Below are 16716 nucleotides of genomic sequence, written 5' to 3'. Positions count from 1 at the left end.
CATAACTGGGACAGAGCCTTGAATAAGGGGGAGGCACATTCAGCCTGCGTGCCCTAAGGCTTTGACCTTCCTTCGCGAAAGCGTCAGCCCAGGCTGTCCCCTTCATAGAGGGAGAAGCCCATGTCCTTGCGGGTATCGGGCAGCGGCTGGCCGCTGAGTCGGGCCAGCAGCATGGTCGCCGCCTCGCGGCCTATCTCCTTGCGCGGGGTGACGATACTGGCCAGCTTGGGGGTCATGGCATGGCCTATGTCGAGAGCGTTGCTGCCGGCGATGGCGATCTGTTGGGGCACGGGTATCCACTTGGCCTGGCACTGCAGCAGGGCGCCCACCGCCAGGTCATCGTTGGTGCAGAACAGGCCGTCGAGGTCGGGGTAGCGCACCAGCGCCTGATCCAGCAGCTGACCACCCAGAGTGAAGCTGGAGGACTGCTCGGTCAGCAGGTGCTGGCCGGAGAGGCCATAATCGCCCATCGCCTGGTAGTAACCCTCCATCCGGAGCTGGGTGCGCACGTCGAGTCGCGCGCCGAGATAGACCAGCTTGCGTCGGCCCCGGCGCAGCATCTCTGTTACCATGGCCCGGGCGGCGGCCCTGTGATCCATCCCCACCACCATGTCGATGGGGGCTTGCGGCAGATCCATGGTTTCCACCACAGGAATGCCGGCTGTGGCGATCATCTTGCGGGTGCGCTCCGTGTGCTGGCTGTCGGAGAGGATCAGGCCGTCCACGTGATAGGAGAGCAGGGAGGCCACCTGCTCCTCTTCCCGTTCCGGGCTGTAGCCGTAGTGGGCGAGCAGGGTCTGGTAGCCGGCGGGCCGGGTCACCGACTCTATGCCGTGTACCACGGCGGAGAAGACCTGGTTGGAGAGAGAGGGGATCAGTATGCCGATCGCCCTGCTGGTGGCGTTGGAGAGAATGTCCGGCGCCCGGTTGGGGATGTAGCCCAGTGCCTCCACCACAGCGGCGATCCGCTCACGGGTGCCCTCGGCCACGGCCTGCGGATCGCGCAGGTAGCGGCTGACGGTCATCTTGGTGACCCCGGTCTGGTCGGCTATGTCCTGCAGAGTGGGGCGGCGCTTTCGGGTATCGTTCATCTCGGGATCCGGCAAAAATGTTACAGGTAACATTACCGTTTTTGTTTAACAAAGTCAGCATATGACGCCATCGACAGAGGACTATTCGCATGATCAAGGGCAAGTGCTTCGAGGGGAAGCGTTTCGAACAGCAGTATGTGGCGCAAGAGTGTTTCACTGAGTGCCGCTTCATCGACTGCAACTTCTCCTGGCTGGACTTGAGCGAGAGCCGCTTCGTCGACTGCAGTTTCTACGAGCGGGAGCGCGAGCTGGGCTGCCAGCTGCAGGGCTGCGATCTGCGGGAGGCCAGCTTCCTGCGCTGCGATCTGACCCTGGCGGATCTCAGCCGCAGCCAGTGCCTGGGGCTGGAGCTGCGCGACTGCCAGGCCATGGGCATCAACTTCGCCCGCGCCAGCTTTGCCAACCAGATCACCGTCAAGAGCTACTTCTGCGAGGCGCATCTGACCGGCAACAACTTCAGCTACGCCAACTTTGATGGCTGCCTGCTGGAGCGCTGCGAGCTCAGCGGCAATCGCTGGCAGGGAGCCAGCCTGCTGGGGGCCTCGCTGGCCGGCTCCGATCTGAGTGGTTCAGAGTTCGGCCAGATAGAGTGGACCAGCTTCAATCTGCAGGGCTGCGATCTGCGTCAGTGCGATCTGCCCGGGCTGGATCTGCGTCGGGTCAAGCTGGACGGGGTGCAGATCAATGAAGAGCAGCAGCAGGGGCTGCTCGAACAGCTCGGCCTCATCGTTTTCCCCTGATCCCGGCGGTCGAAAACGGGGTAAGTTTTCGTCATTCGATGCCGCCGCCAGAGCCGTCGGCGACGATCAAAAAAGCCTGCGTCATGCAGGCTTTTTTGGATGGCAGGTTGGCGGCCGGGTGGCGGTGATCAGCGTTTGGCCAGCCACTTGGTCGGGTTGATGGCTTCACCCTGATAGCGGATCTCGAAGTAGAGTCCGGGTCTGTCCTGGCCGCCACTGTCGCCGACCAGCGCCACGGGTTCGCCCTGTTCCACGCTCTGGCCCACCTGACGCAGCAGCGACTGGTTGTGACCGTAGAGGCTCATGTAGCCACGGCCGTGGTCGATCACCAGCAGCATGCCGAAGCCATCCAGCCAGTCGGCGTACACCACCTGGCCCGGTGCGACCGCCTTGACCTGGGTCCCTTCGCTGGCGCCAATCAGGGTGCCCTTCCACTTGAGCTCGGCGGTGCGGGGTGAGCCGTAGGAGATGAGGATCGGGCCCTGCACCGGCCAGCGCAGGCTACCGTTGGTGCTGAGACCGCCGTAGCCGCCACTGCTTGGCTTGCTGTTGCGCGCGGCGGCTTGCTGCTCCGCCACCCGGTTCTGTTGTTCGGCGACTTTCTGCTGTTGGGCCGCGAGCCGTTGCTGCTCGCCGACCTTCTGCTGCTGGGCCGCGATCCGTTGCTGTTCGGCAATCCGTTTCTGCTCGGCGGCCAGGCGTTGGGCCTCCAGGCGGCGCTGGCGCTCCTGTTCGGCTTTCAGCTTGGCCAGCCGCTCCCGCTCGGCCCGCTCACGGCGCTCCTGCTCTTCCCGCTGGCGACGCAGCTCTTCCAGCCGGGCCTTCAGGGCTTTCTCCGCCTTGACCAGCTTGGTCAGCTTCTGTTCGTCATCCTGTACCGACTGCTGCAGCTGGTTGCGTACCTTGGCGCGGCTCTGCTGGCTGGCCAGCAGGCTCTGGTGATGTTGCTGCTGTTCGCTCAGCAGGGTTTGCAGCTTGTTCTCGGTCTCTTTGGTGGCCTGCTGGTTTTTCGCCAGCTTGGTGCGGGTCGTGCGCAGGGCTTCGATGGCCTCGATGCGGGCCTTGTTGAGGTAGTCGTAGTAATCGAGAGAGCGGCTCAGTTTGGCCGGATCCTGCTGATTGAGCAGCAGTTTGAGGTAATCGTGGTTGCCCGCCTGGAAGGCGCTTTCCGCCTGCTTGGCCAGCAACTGCTTCTGATGTCTGGCCTGTTGTTCCAGATCCAGCTTGTCCTGTTGCAGGCCCACCAGTTTTTGCTGATTCTGTTTCAGCTGTTGTTTGGTCTGCTCGAGCTTGGCCGCCGCGGCCGAGATGGCCTGCTCATCGGCCTTGAGCTGGGTGTTGAGTTTGGCCAGCTCCTGCTTGCTGAGCTTGATGGTCTTCTGTTGCTCTTTGATCTGGGACTGCATGGTGCCGAGCTGCTGATTGGCAGCCAGGGCCTTGCCCGCGACAAACGACAGGCAAAAAAACAGCGCGCCGGCCAACAGGCCGACGCGACTGGTTTTGTTTGAAATAACTTCGCATCCCCGCATGGGGAAGGATTATTTCAGAATCATCAGGGGCTTGCCAGTCATTTCCGGCGGGACCGGCAGACCCATCAGGGTCAGCATGGTCGGCGCCAGATCGGACAGTTTGCCGCCTTCAACTACCTCGGACTTGCGACCGAAATAGATGAGGGGAACCGGCAGGTTGGTATGGGCTGTGTGGGCCTGACCCGTCTCTTCGTCCAGCATCTTCTCGGCGTTGCCGTGGTCGGCGGTGATCAGGCACTCGCCACCCACTTCGGCCAGGGCCTCGGTGACACGACCGATGCAGTGGTCAACCGCTTCACAGGCTTTGACTGCCGCATCGAACACGCCGGTGTGGCCGACCATGTCGCCGTTCGGGTAGTTGCAGATGATGGTGTCGTACTTGCCGCTCTTGATGGCGGCAACCAGCTTGTCGGTCAGCTCTTCGGAGCTCATTTCCGGCTGCAGGTCATAGGTGGCCACTTTCGGGCTGGCGACGATCTCGCGGTCTTCGCCGGTGAAGCAGGATTCTTCGCCACCGTTGAAGAAGAAGGTGACGTGGGCGTACTTCTCGGTTTCGGAGATGCGCAGCTGGGTCTTGCCCTGCTTGGCCAGCCACTCACCCAGGGTGTTCACCAGGGCGGTCGGCGGGTAGGCACAGGCGGTTTTGATGTCGGCCGCGTATTCGGTCAGCATCACGAAGTTCAGCGCCGGGGTGGCGGCACGGGCAAAGCCGGTGAAGTCGCTGTCGACGAAGGCGCGGGTGATCTCGCGGGCGCGGTCGGCACGGAAGTTCATGAAGATCAGCGCATCGCCATCCTGCATGGGGGCAGCGGCACCGATGCGGGTGGCCTTGACGAATTCGTCGTTCTCGTCGCGGGCATAGGCGGCGGCCAGGGCTTCGCTGGCGCTGTCGGCGGTGAACTCGCCCTTGCCCTGAGTCATCAGGTCATAGGCTTGCTGCACGCGATCCCAGCGGTTGTCACGGTCCATGGCGAAGTAACGGCCGATCATGGAGGCGAAACGACCCTTGCCCAGACGGGCAAACAGGGCATCGAACTGTTCGATGGAGGACTGGGCGGAGCGCGGCGGTACATCGCGGCCATCCAGGAAGGCGTGGAAATAGATCTGCTCGGCGCCACGCTTGGCGGCCATCTCGATCATGCCCATGATGTGCTCTTCGTGGCTGTGTACGCCACCCGGGGACATCAGACCCATGATGTGCACTGCCTTGCCCTTGGTCACGGCACCGTCAACAGCCTTGGCCAGTTCGACGTTCTGGAAGAAGTCGCCGTCCTTGATCTCTTTGGAGATGCGGGTCAGTTCCTGATAGACGATGCGACCGGCACCTATGTTGACGTGACCCACTTCGGAGTTACCCATCTGACCATCCGGCAGACCCACGTCCAGGCCGGAGCCGGAGATCAGGGTGCTGGTGTAGTCACGGGCGAGACGGTCGAGGTTGGGAGTCTTGGCGGCAGCGACGGCATTGTGCTCTTGCTTGGTGCTGTAGCCCCAACCGTCCATGATGACCAGAACCAAAGGTTTCTTAGCTGTTGACATAAGGCTATGTCCTCTCGGATAGGAATGAATTGCGGGAAGTGAAACTAGCGTAATATTACTACATCTGCCGAAATAGTCACCTGATAGCCAAGCCCAGGCCCGCCGTCGTTCAGGACTGTTGCCAGCCTGTTTCCCCTTTGTCGCCGGCTTGTCTCCCGGCTCGACGAATCCTCGCCTCAAGGCGTCGGACGCCACTTTTTATTCCGATCCTTTATCGTGCCCCTGCCCGATGGGAGCCCGCTCCCGCTTTGCCGCCAAGATGGCTGATCTTGGTGGGGTCCCCATGTATACTCGGGCCCTTGTCTTGGTCCCTGGATAGTAGAAGATGCAAGAGTATTTGGATTTTGCGGCCCGTAACCCGCTGCTGACCGCAGCCTGGTTCGGCCTGGCAGGCACCCTGGTTTACACCACTGTGCGTGCTCGTTTTTCTCCGGTTAAGACGGTGAACAACCACACGGCTACCCTGCTGATCAACCGTGAAAATGCCACCGTGGTGGACATTCGCAGTCAGGAAGAGTTTGCCAAGGGCCATCTGGCCGGTGCCCAGCACCTGCCGCTCAGCCAGATCCAGAGCAATAACCTGGGTCCGGTTGAAAAGCATAAAGATGCCCCCATCATAGTGGTGTGCGAGTCGGGGATGACCGCTGGTGGCGCGGGTCGCCAACTGAGCAAGGCCGGTTTCAAGCAGGTGTATGTGCTCAGCGGTGGCATGGCCCAGTGGCGTGCAGATAATCTGCCGGTGACCAAAAAACGCTGATTTAAGGGCCTGCGCCCACATATTTTCTTAAAAAGGAATCAAACGAAATGGCTGACGAAATCAACAACCAGGAAGTACAACCGGAATTCCACATCCAGCGTGTCTACACCAAGGATGTCTCTTTCGAAGCCCCGAATACCCCGCACATCTTCCAGAAAGAGTGGCAGCCGGACGTCAAGCTGGACATGGACACCAAGACCAACATCCTGGCTGACGGCGTGTATGAGGTTGTGCTGACCCTGACCGTGACCTGCAAGCTGGAAACCGAGACTGCCTTCCTGTGTGAAGTGCAGCAAGCCGGTATCTTCACCATAGGCAACCTGCCGGAGCCGCAACTGGCTCACTGCCTGGCCGCCTTCTGCCCGAATATCCTGTTCCCGTATGCCCGCGAAGCCGTGGCCAACATGGTGAGCAAGGGTTCCTTCCCGCAGCTGAACCTGGCACCGGTCAACTTCGATGCCCTGTTTGCCCAGCACATGGCGCAAGCACAGGCCCAGCAGGCGACTGCGGAAGCCTGATAATGGCTGACCAGATCGCTATCTCGGTCTTGGGGGCGGGGTCTTATGGCTCCGCCCTTGCCATTTCTCTGGCGCGCAACGGTCATCCGACCCTGCTGTGGGGTCACGACCCTGCCCATGTCGCCGAGCTGGAACAAGACCGCTGCAACAAGGCTTTTCTGCCGGATGTCCCTTTCCCTGCCGATCTGCAGCTGACCGCCGATCTGCAGGCGGCGGTGCAAGCCGCACCCGTGCTGCTGCTGGTGGTGCCGAGCCACGTGTTCGGCCAGGTGCTGGCTCAGGTCAAACCCTTCCTGCGCCCCGATACCCGTATCGCCTGGGCCACCAAGGGGCTGGAACCTGACAGCGGCCGTCTGCTGCAAGACGTGGCCCGTGAGGTACTGGGTGAGGCGATCCCGCTGGCGGTGATCTCCGGTCCCACCTTCGCCAAGGAGCTGGCCGCCGGCCTGCCGACCGCCATCTCGGTGGCGTCGACTCACGATGACTTCGCCGATGATCTCTCCCTGTTGCTGCACTGCGGCCGCTCGTTCCGGGTTTATACCAATCCGGACTTCGTCGGTCTGCAGCTGGGCGGTGCCGTCAAGAACGTCATCGCCATCGGTGCCGGTCTCTCCGACGGGCTGGGGTTTGGCGCCAACGCCAGAACCGCGCTCATCACCCGGGGTCTGGTGGAGATGCAGCGTCTGGGTGCGGCGCTGGGTGCCGATGCCAAAACCTTCATGGGGATGGCGGGGCTCGGGGATCTGGTGCTGACCTGTACCGACAACCAGTCGCGCAACCGTCGCTTCGGTCTGGCCCTCGGGGCCGGCAAGAGCGTGGATACCGCCATGGCCGAAATAGGTCAGGTGGTAGAAGGCTATCGCAACACCAAGGAGGTGCATCTGCTGGCGGCCCGCTGTGGCGTCGAGATGCCCATCTGCGAGCAGATCTTTCAGGTGCTCTATCAGGGCAAGAACCCGAAAGAGGCCGCCATCGCCCTGCTTAGCCGAGACAAGCGCGACGAATAAGAGCAAATACCATTAGGCTGTTTTATTAGCCATTTTGAACCTGGACAGTGCTCGAAATCCTCACGTATGCCGATACGCTCCGGTTTCTGCGCGCTGTCCGTGTTCAAACTGCCGTCAACATCGACGCCTGCTGAGATAGGCTCATTAGGTTCGCCGGATAGCAAAAGGCCCCGCCAGATTGGCGGGGCCTTTTTATGTGCAGCAAGGGGATCAAGCCTGGCGGGTGATCGCCACTGGCACGGGATCAATAGTAGGAGTGATCGCCGCGCTGGTGCTCGGTGGCATCTTTGACGCCGTTGAGTTCGCCCGGGAATTTCTCCAGCAGCTGCTTCTCGATCCCCTCTTTCAGGGTGTAGTCGACCATGGAGCAACCGTTGCAACCGCCGCCAAACTGCAGGATGGCCAGCTTGTCCTCGGTCAGCTCGACCAGGGTGACCTTGCCGCCGTGACCGGCCAGCATGGGGTTCACCTCTGACATCAGCACATATTCGATGCGGTCGATCAGCGGAGCGTCGTCGGCCACCTTGCGCATCTTGGCGTTTGGCGCCTTGAGGGTGAGCTGGGAGCCCATCTGATCGGTGACGAAGTCGATGGTGGCATCGACCAGGAAGGGGGCGCTCAGAGGGTCGACCAGGCAGTCGAAGCCGCTGAAGGGCAGGTGTTGATCTTCCGGATCGACCGCGTCGGGTGGGCAATATGATACGCCGCACTCGGCATTCTGGGTTCCCGGATTGACCACAAACACCCGGATATTGGTGCCATCAGGCTGTTTTTCCAGCAGTTTACGGAAATGGGCCTGGGCGGTGTCGGAAATGCTGATCATCACTATCCTCATAAACCTGAGTGTACGACTAGGGTATTCATGATAACTCGCTTGGCAGTGCTTGGGTAGCATGCTGATGGCGCCGGGCATATGTCAAATATACCTATGGCCGCCTGATGTGGATGAGCCTGCGGGATACATGCCGCAGATTATTGAGGGTGTTTGCGGGGGCGGCATACATCTCTGTGGCAACCTGATGTGCCTGAGCTTGCGGTAGCCATATCGAGTGTCATTTGAGGTGTTTGAGCGTGCGACAAATGGCCCACACCTCCACTTTTGTGATGCCACTCTCGTGCAGTACGCGGGTGAGCTGGCCTGCCGTCGCCCCCGTGGTCACCACATCGTCGAGCAGAGCCACGTGCTGGTAATGGTGGGGCTGGATCTGGAAGGCGCCGCGCAGATTCCGTCGCCTCTGAGCGGCACTGAGCCGCGTCTGCTGCGGGGTGGCTCGGGTTCTGCGCAGCAGCCGGGTGTCGCAGGGGATGCCGGTGATCTCGCTGAGGGTGATGGCTATCTCCTCCGCCTGATTGAAGCCACGCCACCAGAGTCGCCACCAGTGCAGGGGAACCGGAATGATGGCCTCGGGGAGATCGTCTCTCTCCAGATGATCGGCCAGCAGACGGGCGAGCAGCGGTGCCAGCAGGATCTGGCCAGAATATTTCAGCTGCGGGATGAGCATGGAGTAGGGGGCCTGGTAGTCGCCAATGACCTGCAGCCGCTGCCAGGGCGGTGGCCTGCGCTGGCAGCGCCCGCAGACAGGTTCGGTTTCTCCGTCAGGTTCCGGCAAGGGCGCCGCACACAGGCTGCATTTGCGATAGGGCTGGTGGAGGGCCTGCTGGCACCAGCTGCAGAGCAGCGGCTGTGTATCGCAAGGCTGTTGGCAGAGCAGACAGTGGCCCTGCCAGTCGGCATGGTTGCCAAGGATCGGGCTTGCTTTGGCGAGCAGCAGCTTTAACATGCTGACCCCAAGAGAATGAACAGGGATCTTGAGTCTAGATGAGCGTATCGGTAGAGCGATTTGGTCAGGGGCCCGATCTGGTGCTGTTGCACGGATGGGGCATGAATGGCGCAGTCTGGCATGGTATTGCCCAGCAGTTGGCGGCCCATTATCGGCTGCATCTGGTGGACTTGCCCGGGTTTGGCAACAGTCCGCTGGCCGACGGGAGTGAGTACTCCTTGCCCTGGCTGGCTGAGCAGGTCGCCGCCGTCTTGCCGCAGAAATGCCATCTGCTCGGCTGGTCACTCGGTGGTCTGGTGGCGAGCCAGTTGGCGCTGACCCAGCCTGAGCGCTGCCAGAGCCTGATCACGGTGGCGAGCTCCCCCTGCTTCATGGCCCGTGACGACTGGCCGGGGATAGCTCCCAAGGTGCTGACCGGCTTCAATCAGATGCTGGCGGGGGACTTCAAGCAGACCATAGAGCGTTTCCTCGCGATCCAGGCCATGGGCAGTGAACACGCCCGGGATGATATTCGCCAGCTGCGCCACTGGTTGGCCGAACGTCCGGCTCCCCAACTTGTGGCGCTGGAGGCTGGACTCGGTCTGCTGGCTGACGTTGATCTGCGCGATGCGCTGGCAACGCTGAGCCTGCCCTGGCTGCGGGTCTATGGCCGACTGGATTCGCTGGTGCCCAAGGCGGCCATACCACTGCTGGACGAACGCTACCCGGCCAGTCACAGCCAGGTGCTGGAAAAGGCCTCGCACGCACCCTTTATTTCCCATCCACAGCAGTTCGTTGAAATCATTCGACATTTTGTTGGTTGAAAAACAACCTATTTGCTTCATTAATCCTCTGGCGTGACGGATAATTAATCCAGCGTCAGAGGAGTGTCATCATGCGTATAGATTCTGCATTGAACAGCGGAGTACAAGGGTTTCAGCGAGCGGAACAGATTGCCGACAAGGCATCCAGCCAGATCGCCAGGCTCAACACCCCGCGCGGTGATCAAGTACAACTGCCCGATGAGCTGGTCAACCTCAAAGTGGCCGAGGTACAGGCCGGAGCATCTGCCAAGGTGATCCAGACCGCCAGTGATGTTATGGGTACCCTGATCGATATCCGGGTGTGACATGAACATCAATGTCAGTCTGCCGACCATTATTCCTAATCAGCTGCAACCGCAGACGGAATCGGCACGCACTGACAATCGCCGTGCAGCCCTCATCCCCCAGACCCGTCAGAGCGAGGCATTCAATGCCGAGCCTGAAGTCGGCTCACAGAAAGACAAGTCCAAGGCCAGCCAGGCCAATCCCAACCAGACCTCCCAGCAGACGCGGGACGTTTCCCAGACCACCGGTAATCCGCAAACGCCGGTTGATCACCGCTTCGTGGAGGCCACGGGGGAAGAGGGGCAGCGCAACAAGCAACAGCAGGATCCCAGACAGCAGGAGCAACAGCAGAAGCAGGAGTTGCAGGTCAAGGAGCTGGCCGACAGGGATCAGGAGGTACGGACCCACGAGCAGGCACATCAGAGCACTGGCGGCCAGTATGCCAGCAGTCCGACCTATCAGTTCTCGATGGGACCGGATGGCAAGCGCTACGCTACCGGCGGTGGCGTCTCCATCGACATCGGGACCATTCCCGGTGATCCCAGGGCGACCATCGCCAAGATGCAGCAGGTGCGTGCCGCCGCCCTGGCCCCGGCCGATCCTTCCGCACAGGATCTGAGCGTGGCCAGAAGTGCTGCCGCCAAGGAGGCTCATGCCCGCAAGGCGCTGCTCTCATCCGACCCAGACTCCGCCTTGGCGGCCGATGGCAGCGCCAAGACGGGCGTGCTGAATGGCTACATGGAGCAGCGCAACCAGGTCATTGCCCAGCGTTATCAACAGGCGGTCAGGCCTGCTGCGCAGCAAGGGTTCAGCCTGAACGTCTGAGCGCGGCGCCACTCTTTCCCCTGATTTTTCGATCACGTCCCGGGCATTTGCAACTAATCTGAGGGGTAATCCCATTCATCCTCACAGGAGTCGTCATGCACTTTGATGAAGTCAAACCGGAAGACTTTGCCACCTTCTCCCGCGTTCCCCCTCCTCACCTTCAGATGGAACAGTTTTTGATGCAGCTTGGTGGTGGCGGAACCGAAGGCACTCACTTCAAGAAGAAAGTCATGCTGGCGGCCGGTTGGAGCCATACCGGTGTGGTTTCCTATGGCAAGTACCCGCAGGAGGCCTGCAAGGCATTCAATCGACTGCGGGAGGTGCTGGCCCGGCATCAGGATCCTGAAAGCATTCTGGCCACCCTCAGTCAATGAGTCTTGGCGTCTTGTAAAAAAGCCCCTTTCGGGGCTTTTTTCATGTCTTGGCGGCTCATTTCTTGGTTTTGGAGAGGGCTGCCGCGAAGGCGTTGCCCATGGCGCCACCCACCGGCGTGCTTGGACGCGGCGCCTGTCTCGGCTTGGCACGGCCAGCATTCGCGTTGCGGGATTCCACAGGCTTGCGGGCCGGTTGTCCGGCTTTTTCGTCCAATCGCATGGTCAGGCTGATCCGCTTGCGCGGGGCGTCCACCTCCAGCACCTTGACCCTCACTATATCCCCCGCCTTGACCACCTCGCGGGGATCCTTGACGAAGCGATCAGTCAGAGAGCTGATGTGTACCAGCCCATCCTGATGGACGCCGATGTCGACGAAGGCGCCGAAGTTGGTGACGTTGGTGACCACGCCTTCCAATATCATCTCGGGCACCAGGTCGCTTATCTTCTCCACCCCATCCTTGAAGGTGGCGGTCTTGAATTCGGGGCGCGGGTCGCGGCCCGGCTTGTCCAGCTCACCTATGATGTCGGTGACGGTGGGCACGCCGAACTGCTCATCCGTGTAGTCGGCCGGCTTCAGGCTGCGCAGCAGGCTGCCGTTGCCGAGCAGGCTCTCAACGTGCTGCTGGAGTTGCGCCAGGATCCTCTCAACCACAGGGTAGGATTCCGGGTGCACCGCCGAGCTGTCGAGCGGGTTGCTGCCCCCGCGAATGCGCAGGAAGCCGGCGCACTGCTCGAATGCCTTGGGGCCGAGCCGGCTCACCTTCAGCAATTGCTGGCGGCTCTGGAAGGCGCCGTGCTCGTCTCGATAGGCGACGATATTCTGGGCCAGGGTCTGGGAGAGACCGGACACCCGATTCAGCAGGGCGACCGAGGCGGTATTCACATCCACCCCGACCGCGTTCACGCAATCCTCGACCACGGCGTCCAGCCGGCGGGCCAGCTGGCTCTGGCCGACGTCGTGCTGGTACTGGCCCACGCCTATGCTCTTGGGATCTATCTTGACCAGCTCGGCCAGGGGATCCTGCAGGCGGCGGGCGATGGAGACGGCGCCACGGATGGAGACATCGAGATCCGGGAACTCCTGGGAGGCAAGCTCGGAGGCGGAATAGACAGAGGCCCCCGCTTCGCTCACCACTATCTTCTGTGCCTTGGCGGCGGGGTAGCGCTCGAACAGATCGCTCACCAGCCGGTCTGTCTCTCGCGAGGCGGTGCCGTTGCCTATGCTGATGAGCTCGACCTTGTGCTTCTGACACAGCTCGCTCAGGGTCTTGAGGCTCTGATCGATCTGGCGCTTCGGCTCGAACGGGTAGATGGTGGCGTGATCGACCAGCTTGCCGGTGGCGTCGACCACGGCCACCTTGACCCCGGTACGGATGCCTGGATCCAGCCCCATGGTGCAGCGCATGCCAGCCGGCGCCGCCATCAGCAGATCCTGCAGGTTCATGGCGAATACCTTGATGGCCTCGTCTTCTGCCGATTCGCGGATGCGGCCGATAAGCTCGGTCTCCATCTGCAAGGAGAGCTTGATCTTCCAGGTCCAGCTCACCACCCCCTGCAGCCACTTGTCGGCCGGGCGGTTCTGCAGATTCAGCTTGAGGTGGTGGGCTATGATGCCTTCGCAGGGGCTGGTGCCCTCGTCTTCACCCGTGATCAACGCCAGATTGAGGATGCCCTCGTTGCGACCGCGCAGCATGGCCAGCACTCGGTGGGAGGGGGCCTTGTGCAGCGGCTCGTCGTGTTCGAAGTAGTCCTTGAACTTGGCTCCTTCCTGCTCCTTGCCGGCCACCATGCGGGCGCGCAGGGTGGCGTTGTGCCACAGGTAGTCCCGCAGCTTTTCCAGCAGATCGGCCTGCTCGGCGAAACGCTCCATCAGTATGTAGCGGGCGCCGTCGAGGGCGGCCTTGCTGTCAGTGATGCCGTGCTCGATGTTGAGGAAGGCGGCAGCGGCCTGTTCGGGATCCCGCATAGGGTCCGTGAGCAGCAGGCTCGCCAGCGGCTCCAGTCCCGCCTCTATGGCCATCTGCCCCTTGGTGCGACGCTTGGGCTTGTAGGGGAGATAGAGATCTTCCAGCCGGGTCTTGCTGTCGGCGCCGTTCAGCTCGCGGGCCAGTTCCGGGGTGAGTTTGCCCTGCTCCTCGATGGAGCGAATGATCACCTGGCGGCGATCCTCCAGCTCGCGCAGGTAGCCGAGGCGGCTCTCCAGGGTACGCAGCTGGCTGTCGTCCAGGCCACCGGTCACCTCTTTGCGATAACGGGCGATAAAGGGCACGGTCGAACCTTCATCCAGCAGGCGCACGGCCGCCTGCACCTGTTCCGGGCGGGCATTCAGCTCACCGGCAATCTGTCTCTCTATTACATGGCTGTGCATCTGGGATCTCTGTGGTCGCTTCTATCCAACTGGCCCGGGGTGGCGTCGATGTGCTGCGGCCGGTTATGCCGCTCGTCAGCTCGCCGCCTCTCTGCACCATGAGGGGGACTGCATGGTGTGCATTGAGCATCGCCGGGACTGGCCCGCACCCAAGGCGCCAAATGTGAGCACTATATGGGGTCGGGCGGCGCTATGCCACCCTGCTGAAATGACATGCATGGCCGTCGGGCCGAATGGCGGGAGAGGGGCTGGCCGCCCAGATACTTGTCATGGGGGCTCTTTGCTTGGACGGGAAGGGCATCAGCCCTTGCCCATGACGGGGATGCGAGCGCTTCCCGCCACCGTCACTTCGGATAACTGATCTCGTTGACATACCAGCAGACGTCACCGACTGGCGTAGGCACTATGGCCTCATCCCCGACCTCCTTCTTGAGCAGGGCGCGGGCCATGGGGGAGTCGATGGAGATGTAATCCTTGCGGCCGAAGATCTCGTCATAACCGACGATGCGAAAGCGCTTGGTCTCACCCTCGTCGTTCTCCACCTCGACCCAGGCGCCGAAGAACACCTTGCCCTCCTGGGCGGGGGCATAATCGACGATCCCCAGCTCCTCGAGGCATTTGCGCAGGTAGCGCACCCGCCTGTCGATCTCTCGCAACCGCTTCTTGTTGTACTGGTAGTCGGCATTCTCGCTGCGATCGCCCAGGCTGGCGGCCCAGGCCACCTTGCGGGTGGTCTCGGGGCGCTCTTCACGCCACAGGAAATCGAGCTCTTCTTTCAGCTTGTTGTAGCCTTCGCGGGTGATCAGCTTGGTCTTCATGGATTTCAAGTACCTGCGTCAATGTGGGCTGATGGGCCTCTGGTGGCCCGGCCGATCTTATCCGCTGTCGCCTTGCTGTCGAGCAAAACCTGTATCGTCATGGGAGAGGGCGTGGGCCGAGGCGCGCAAGGCGGCCATGGGCAATAACCAGTAACATATTTATGCTTTGCCGTTGGGTGCCCGGGCTCTAGTATTGGCAACATATCGAGAGGAGAGGCAAGCAATGAGTCAGCAATACAAGGTTCTGGTCGTCGACGATGATTTGAAATTACGTTCTCTGTTGGAGCGCTATCTGACCGAACAGGGATTCGTGGTTCGTGGCGTCGCCAATGGTGAACAGGCGGATCGCCTGCTGACTCGTGAAAATTTCAGCCTGATGGTGCTGGACTTGATGCTGCCGGGGGAGGATGGCCTCTCCATCTGTCGCCGCCTGCGCGAGGCCGGCAACCAGATCCCGGTACTGATGCTCACCGCCAAGGGCGATGAGGTGGATCGCATCGTCGGGCTCGAGATGGGGGCCGACGATTATCTGCCCAAGCCGTTCAACCCGCGCGAACTGCTGGCGCGGATCCGCGCCGTGCTGCGCCGTCATACCGTCGAACTGCCCGGGGCTCCCTCGACCGCCGAGAAGATGGTGACCTTCGGCAGTTATCAGCTCAACCTGGCGACCCGTGAACTCAGCCGTGATGGCGAGCCGGTGGCCCTGACCAGCGGCGAATTTGCCGTGCTGAAGGTGCTGGTCAGTCATCCCCGCGAGCCCCTCTCCCGCGACAAGTTGATGAATCTGGCCAGAGGGCGCGAGTACACGGCGACCGAGCGCAGCATAGATGTGCAGGTCTCCCGCTTGCGCCGCTTGCTGGAGCAGGACCCGGCCCAGCCGCGTTACCTGCAGACCGTCTGGGGCCTGGGTTACGTCTTCGTGCCGGACGGTGATGGCGAATGAAGAAAGTGAGCAGCATGTTTTCCCGCATGCTCTGGTTTCTGGCCGCCGTGCTGGTGGTCTATCAGTTTGTCTCCTATGCCACCTTCTACAACTATCTGCTGGCGCCGACCGTCAAGCAGATCAGCCACCTGCTGGCCAATCAGGTCAAACTCATTTTTCCGGTCGAAAGCAACCAGCTGGCGCTGAGCGAGGATGCCGAGGCGCTGGTCTATGTGGCGACCGGCAGCGACATCTATACCCAGACAGAGGCGGAGCAGCACGGGCTCAAGGACTCCAAACCTTACACCTATCTGGAAGAGAGCATCAGCCGCGAGCTGGGGGGCAAGACCAAGGTGCGGGTCGAGATCCAGGATCACTACATCATCTGGATCCAGCCGCCCCAGGCCAATCAGGTGTGGGTTCGCATCCCGCTGACCGAGATCGAGGATGACGACATAGAGCCGCTGATCCTCTACATGAGCGTGCTGCTGGTGGTGACCCTGTTCGCGGCCTGGCGGTTTGCCCGCCAGCTGGTGCGTCCGCTGGAGGATCTGGAGGCCGGTGCCGTGGCCGTGGCCCGCGGCAACTTCCCCGATGCGCTGGGGGAGCAGGGCTCGCGGGAGGTACGCCGGTTGACCCGCACCTTCAACCACATGTCGAGCTCGATCAAGGGGCTGATCGAGGAGCGCAACCTGATGATGGCCGGGGTCTCCCACGATCTGCGTACCCCCTTGACCCGCATCCGGCTGGCGACCGAGATGATGTCGTCCGGGGATGAGTATCTCAAGGAGAGCATCAACGCGGACATTGACGAGTCCAACGGCATCATAGATCAGTTCATCGACTACATCCGGCCGGACGAGGGGCTGGATACCCAGCAAATCGACCTGACCCAGCTGATCCACGACGTGCTGCTGGTGCAGACCGATCAGGGGCTGGAGGTGGATCTCGAATTGCCGGAAGAGGCGGTGCGGGTGGCCTGCAATCCCATCAGCATCCGGCGCATCCTCAACAACCTGTCGGGCAACTCGTTGCGCTATGGCGCGAGCCGCCTGCATGCAGAGCTGAAGGATGATGGCCACTGGGTGCGGCTGCGGCTGTCAGACAATGGCCCCGGCATCCCGGAGCAGGATTACTACCGGGTGCTCAAGCCGTTTACCCAGGGCAACGAGGCCCGCACCGGCAGCGGCAGCGGCCTGGGGTTGGCCATAGTCGCCAAGATTGTCTCCCAGCACCATGGCACCATACGGCTGGGGAGCTCGGACCTGGGGGGCTTGCTGGTGGAGATCCGGCTACCCAAGAACCAGCCACTGGAGTGGATGGATTGAGAGAAGGGCGTATCCGTGGATACGCCCTTCT

17 protein-coding genes are annotated in these 16716 nt (G+C 61.6%); 10 read left to right on the top strand and 7 right to left on the bottom strand.

The window, feature by feature from the left end; all coding sequences use genetic code 11:
* Positions 1 to 83 precede the first annotated feature (83 nt).
* Complete coding sequence (locus BN1118_RS00325) at positions 84 to 1091, bottom strand: substrate-binding domain-containing protein (protein ID WP_043554036.1); 1008 nt, start codon at positions 1089 to 1091, stop codon at positions 84 to 86.
* Between the two features lie 89 nt (positions 1092 to 1180).
* Here BN1118_RS00325 and BN1118_RS00320 point away from each other — a divergent pair, with 89 nt between their 5' ends.
* Complete coding sequence (locus BN1118_RS00320) at positions 1181 to 1831, top strand: Qnr family pentapeptide repeat protein (RefSeq protein ID WP_043554035.1); 651 nt, start codon at positions 1181 to 1183, stop codon at positions 1829 to 1831.
* A 128-nt stretch (positions 1832 to 1959) separates the two neighbouring features.
* Here BN1118_RS00320 and BN1118_RS00315 read toward each other — a convergent pair whose 3' ends face one another.
* Together BN1118_RS00315 and gpmM are read right to left on the bottom strand one after the other, a co-directional pair.
* On the bottom strand, positions 1960 to 3360 hold the full coding sequence (locus BN1118_RS00315; protein WP_043554033.1) for a peptidoglycan DD-metalloendopeptidase family protein: 1401 nt from the start codon (positions 3358 to 3360) through the stop codon (positions 1960 to 1962).
* Between the two features lie 9 nt (positions 3361 to 3369).
* Complete coding sequence (gene gpmM / locus BN1118_RS00310) at positions 3370 to 4899, bottom strand: 2,3-bisphosphoglycerate-independent phosphoglycerate mutase (RefSeq protein WP_043554032.1); 1530 nt, start codon at positions 4897 to 4899, stop codon at positions 3370 to 3372.
* Positions 4900 to 5224: 325 nt separating this feature from the next.
* Between gpmM and BN1118_RS00305 the strand changes: the two genes are divergently transcribed.
* The 3 genes from BN1118_RS00305 to gpsA are packed head-to-tail and all read left to right on the top strand — an operon-like array spanning position 5225 to position 7181.
* A complete protein-coding gene (locus BN1118_RS00305) occupies positions 5225 to 5656 on the top strand; it encodes a rhodanese-like domain-containing protein (protein ID WP_042866955.1) in 432 nt (143 codons plus the stop codon).
* 47 nt (positions 5657 to 5703) lie between these two features.
* Positions 5704 to 6174 carry a protein-export chaperone SecB gene (gene secB, locus BN1118_RS00300; protein WP_005319808.1) on the top strand — a complete coding sequence of 157 codons (471 nt, stop codon included), beginning with the start codon at positions 5704 to 5706 and terminating at the stop codon, positions 6172 to 6174.
* A 2-nt stretch (positions 6175 to 6176) separates the two neighbouring features.
* Positions 6177 to 7181, top strand: coding sequence for an NAD(P)H-dependent glycerol-3-phosphate dehydrogenase (gpsA, locus tag BN1118_RS00295; protein ID WP_043136411.1), 1005 nt, complete (start codon positions 6177 to 6179; stop codon positions 7179 to 7181).
* A gap of 244 nt (positions 7182 to 7425) precedes the next feature.
* Here the strand turns inward: gpsA and nfuA are convergent, their stop codons facing one another.
* Together nfuA and BN1118_RS00285 are read right to left on the bottom strand one after the other, a co-directional pair.
* Positions 7426 to 8004, bottom strand: coding sequence for a Fe-S biogenesis protein NfuA (nfuA, locus tag BN1118_RS00290; protein WP_011704302.1), 579 nt, complete (start codon positions 8002 to 8004; stop codon positions 7426 to 7428).
* Positions 8005 to 8233: 229 nt separating this feature from the next.
* Positions 8234 to 8962, bottom strand: coding sequence for a ComF family protein (locus BN1118_RS00285; protein WP_043554031.1), 729 nt, complete (start codon positions 8960 to 8962; stop codon positions 8234 to 8236).
* 38 nt (positions 8963 to 9000) lie between these two features.
* Here BN1118_RS00285 and bioH point away from each other — a divergent pair, with 38 nt between their 5' ends.
* The 4 genes from bioH (at position 9001) to BN1118_RS00265 (ending at position 11249) form a co-directional block, all read left to right on the top strand.
* A complete protein-coding gene (gene bioH / locus BN1118_RS00280; protein ID WP_043554029.1) occupies positions 9001 to 9765 on the top strand; it encodes a pimeloyl-ACP methyl ester esterase BioH in 765 nt (254 codons plus the stop codon).
* 71 nt (positions 9766 to 9836) lie between these two features.
* Positions 9837 to 10070 carry a hypothetical protein gene (locus BN1118_RS00275; protein ID WP_043554027.1) on the top strand — a complete coding sequence of 78 codons (234 nt, stop codon included), beginning with the start codon at positions 9837 to 9839 and terminating at the stop codon, positions 10068 to 10070.
* A 1-nt stretch (position 10071) separates the two neighbouring features.
* A complete protein-coding gene (locus BN1118_RS00270; protein ID WP_043554026.1) occupies positions 10072 to 10875 on the top strand; it encodes a putative metalloprotease CJM1_0395 family protein in 804 nt (267 codons plus the stop codon).
* Between the two features lie 95 nt (positions 10876 to 10970).
* Entirely contained in the window at positions 10971 to 11249 is a 279-nt protein-coding gene (locus BN1118_RS00265) for a hypothetical protein (RefSeq protein WP_042866969.1), read from the top strand.
* A gap of 55 nt (positions 11250 to 11304) precedes the next feature.
* Here the strand turns inward: BN1118_RS00265 and BN1118_RS00260 are convergent, their stop codons facing one another.
* Together BN1118_RS00260 and greB are read right to left on the bottom strand one after the other, a co-directional pair.
* Positions 11305 to 13617, bottom strand: coding sequence for a Tex family protein (locus BN1118_RS00260; RefSeq protein ID WP_043554023.1), 2313 nt, complete (start codon positions 13615 to 13617; stop codon positions 11305 to 11307).
* Positions 13618 to 13961: 344 nt separating this feature from the next.
* Positions 13962 to 14435 carry a transcription elongation factor GreB gene (greB, locus tag BN1118_RS00255; protein ID WP_043136397.1) on the bottom strand — a complete coding sequence of 158 codons (474 nt, stop codon included), beginning with the start codon at positions 14433 to 14435 and terminating at the stop codon, positions 13962 to 13964.
* A gap of 223 nt (positions 14436 to 14658) precedes the next feature.
* On the opposite strand from greB, the gene ompR reads away from it, so the two are divergent.
* Together ompR and envZ are read left to right on the top strand one after the other, a co-directional pair.
* The gene (ompR, locus tag BN1118_RS00250; RefSeq protein ID WP_005319762.1) at positions 14659 to 15378 is read left to right on the top strand and encodes an osmolarity response regulator transcription factor OmpR; all 720 of its coding nucleotides are present in this window, start codon (positions 14659 to 14661) and stop codon (positions 15376 to 15378) included.
* Entirely contained in the window at positions 15375 to 16685 is a 1311-nt protein-coding gene (envZ, locus tag BN1118_RS00245) for a two-component system sensor histidine kinase EnvZ (protein WP_043554021.1), read from the top strand. The genes ompR and envZ overlap by 4 nt, the downstream gene beginning before the upstream one ends.
* The last annotated feature ends 31 nt before the right edge of the window (positions 16686 to 16716 follow it).

The sequence above is a fragment of the Aeromonas bestiarum genome (assembly GCF_000819745.1).
In the GTDB taxonomy this organism is placed as follows: domain Bacteria; phylum Pseudomonadota; class Gammaproteobacteria; order Enterobacterales; family Aeromonadaceae; genus Aeromonas; species Aeromonas bestiarum.
Note: the sequence above shows the minus strand (reverse complement) of the source record. Positions and strands in the feature narration are given on the sequence as shown.

What these genes read in the sequence shown, in the direction of transcription:
- BN1118_RS00325 (WP_043554036.1), bottom strand. Translation starts at nt 1,091, where the DNA reads ATGAACGATACCCGAAAGCGCCGCCCCACTCTGCAGGACATAGCCGAC.
- BN1118_RS00320 (WP_043554035.1), top strand. Translation starts at nt 1,181, where the DNA reads ATGATCAAGGGCAAGTGCTTCGAGGGGAAGCGTTTCGAACAGCAGTAT.
- BN1118_RS00315 (WP_043554033.1), bottom strand. Translation starts at nt 3,360, where the DNA reads ATGCGGGGATGCGAAGTTATTTCAAACAAAACCAGTCGCGTCGGCCTG.
- gpmM (WP_043554032.1), bottom strand. Translation starts at nt 4,899, where the DNA reads ATGTCAACAGCTAAGAAACCTTTGGTTCTGGTCATCATGGACGGTTGG.
- BN1118_RS00305 (WP_042866955.1), top strand. Translation starts at nt 5,225, where the DNA reads ATGCAAGAGTATTTGGATTTTGCGGCCCGTAACCCGCTGCTGACCGCA.
- secB (WP_005319808.1), top strand. Translation starts at nt 5,704, where the DNA reads ATGGCTGACGAAATCAACAACCAGGAAGTACAACCGGAATTCCACATC.
- gpsA (WP_043136411.1), top strand. Translation starts at nt 6,177, where the DNA reads ATGGCTGACCAGATCGCTATCTCGGTCTTGGGGGCGGGGTCTTATGGC.
- nfuA (WP_011704302.1), bottom strand. Translation starts at nt 8,004, where the DNA reads ATGATCAGCATTTCCGACACCGCCCAGGCCCATTTCCGTAAACTGCTG.
- BN1118_RS00285 (WP_043554031.1), bottom strand. Translation starts at nt 8,962, where the DNA reads ATGTTAAAGCTGCTGCTCGCCAAAGCAAGCCCGATCCTTGGCAACCAT.
- bioH (WP_043554029.1), top strand. Translation starts at nt 9,001, where the DNA reads ATGAGCGTATCGGTAGAGCGATTTGGTCAGGGGCCCGATCTGGTGCTG.
- BN1118_RS00275 (WP_043554027.1), top strand. Translation starts at nt 9,837, where the DNA reads ATGCGTATAGATTCTGCATTGAACAGCGGAGTACAAGGGTTTCAGCGA.
- BN1118_RS00270 (WP_043554026.1), top strand. Translation starts at nt 10,072, where the DNA reads ATGAACATCAATGTCAGTCTGCCGACCATTATTCCTAATCAGCTGCAA.
- BN1118_RS00265 (WP_042866969.1), top strand. Translation starts at nt 10,971, where the DNA reads ATGCACTTTGATGAAGTCAAACCGGAAGACTTTGCCACCTTCTCCCGC.
- BN1118_RS00260 (WP_043554023.1), bottom strand. Translation starts at nt 13,617, where the DNA reads ATGCACAGCCATGTAATAGAGAGACAGATTGCCGGTGAGCTGAATGCC.
- greB (WP_043136397.1), bottom strand. Translation starts at nt 14,435, where the DNA reads ATGAAGACCAAGCTGATCACCCGCGAAGGCTACAACAAGCTGAAAGAA.
- ompR (WP_005319762.1), top strand. Translation starts at nt 14,659, where the DNA reads ATGAGTCAGCAATACAAGGTTCTGGTCGTCGACGATGATTTGAAATTA.
- envZ (WP_043554021.1), top strand. Translation starts at nt 15,375, where the DNA reads ATGAAGAAAGTGAGCAGCATGTTTTCCCGCATGCTCTGGTTTCTGGCC.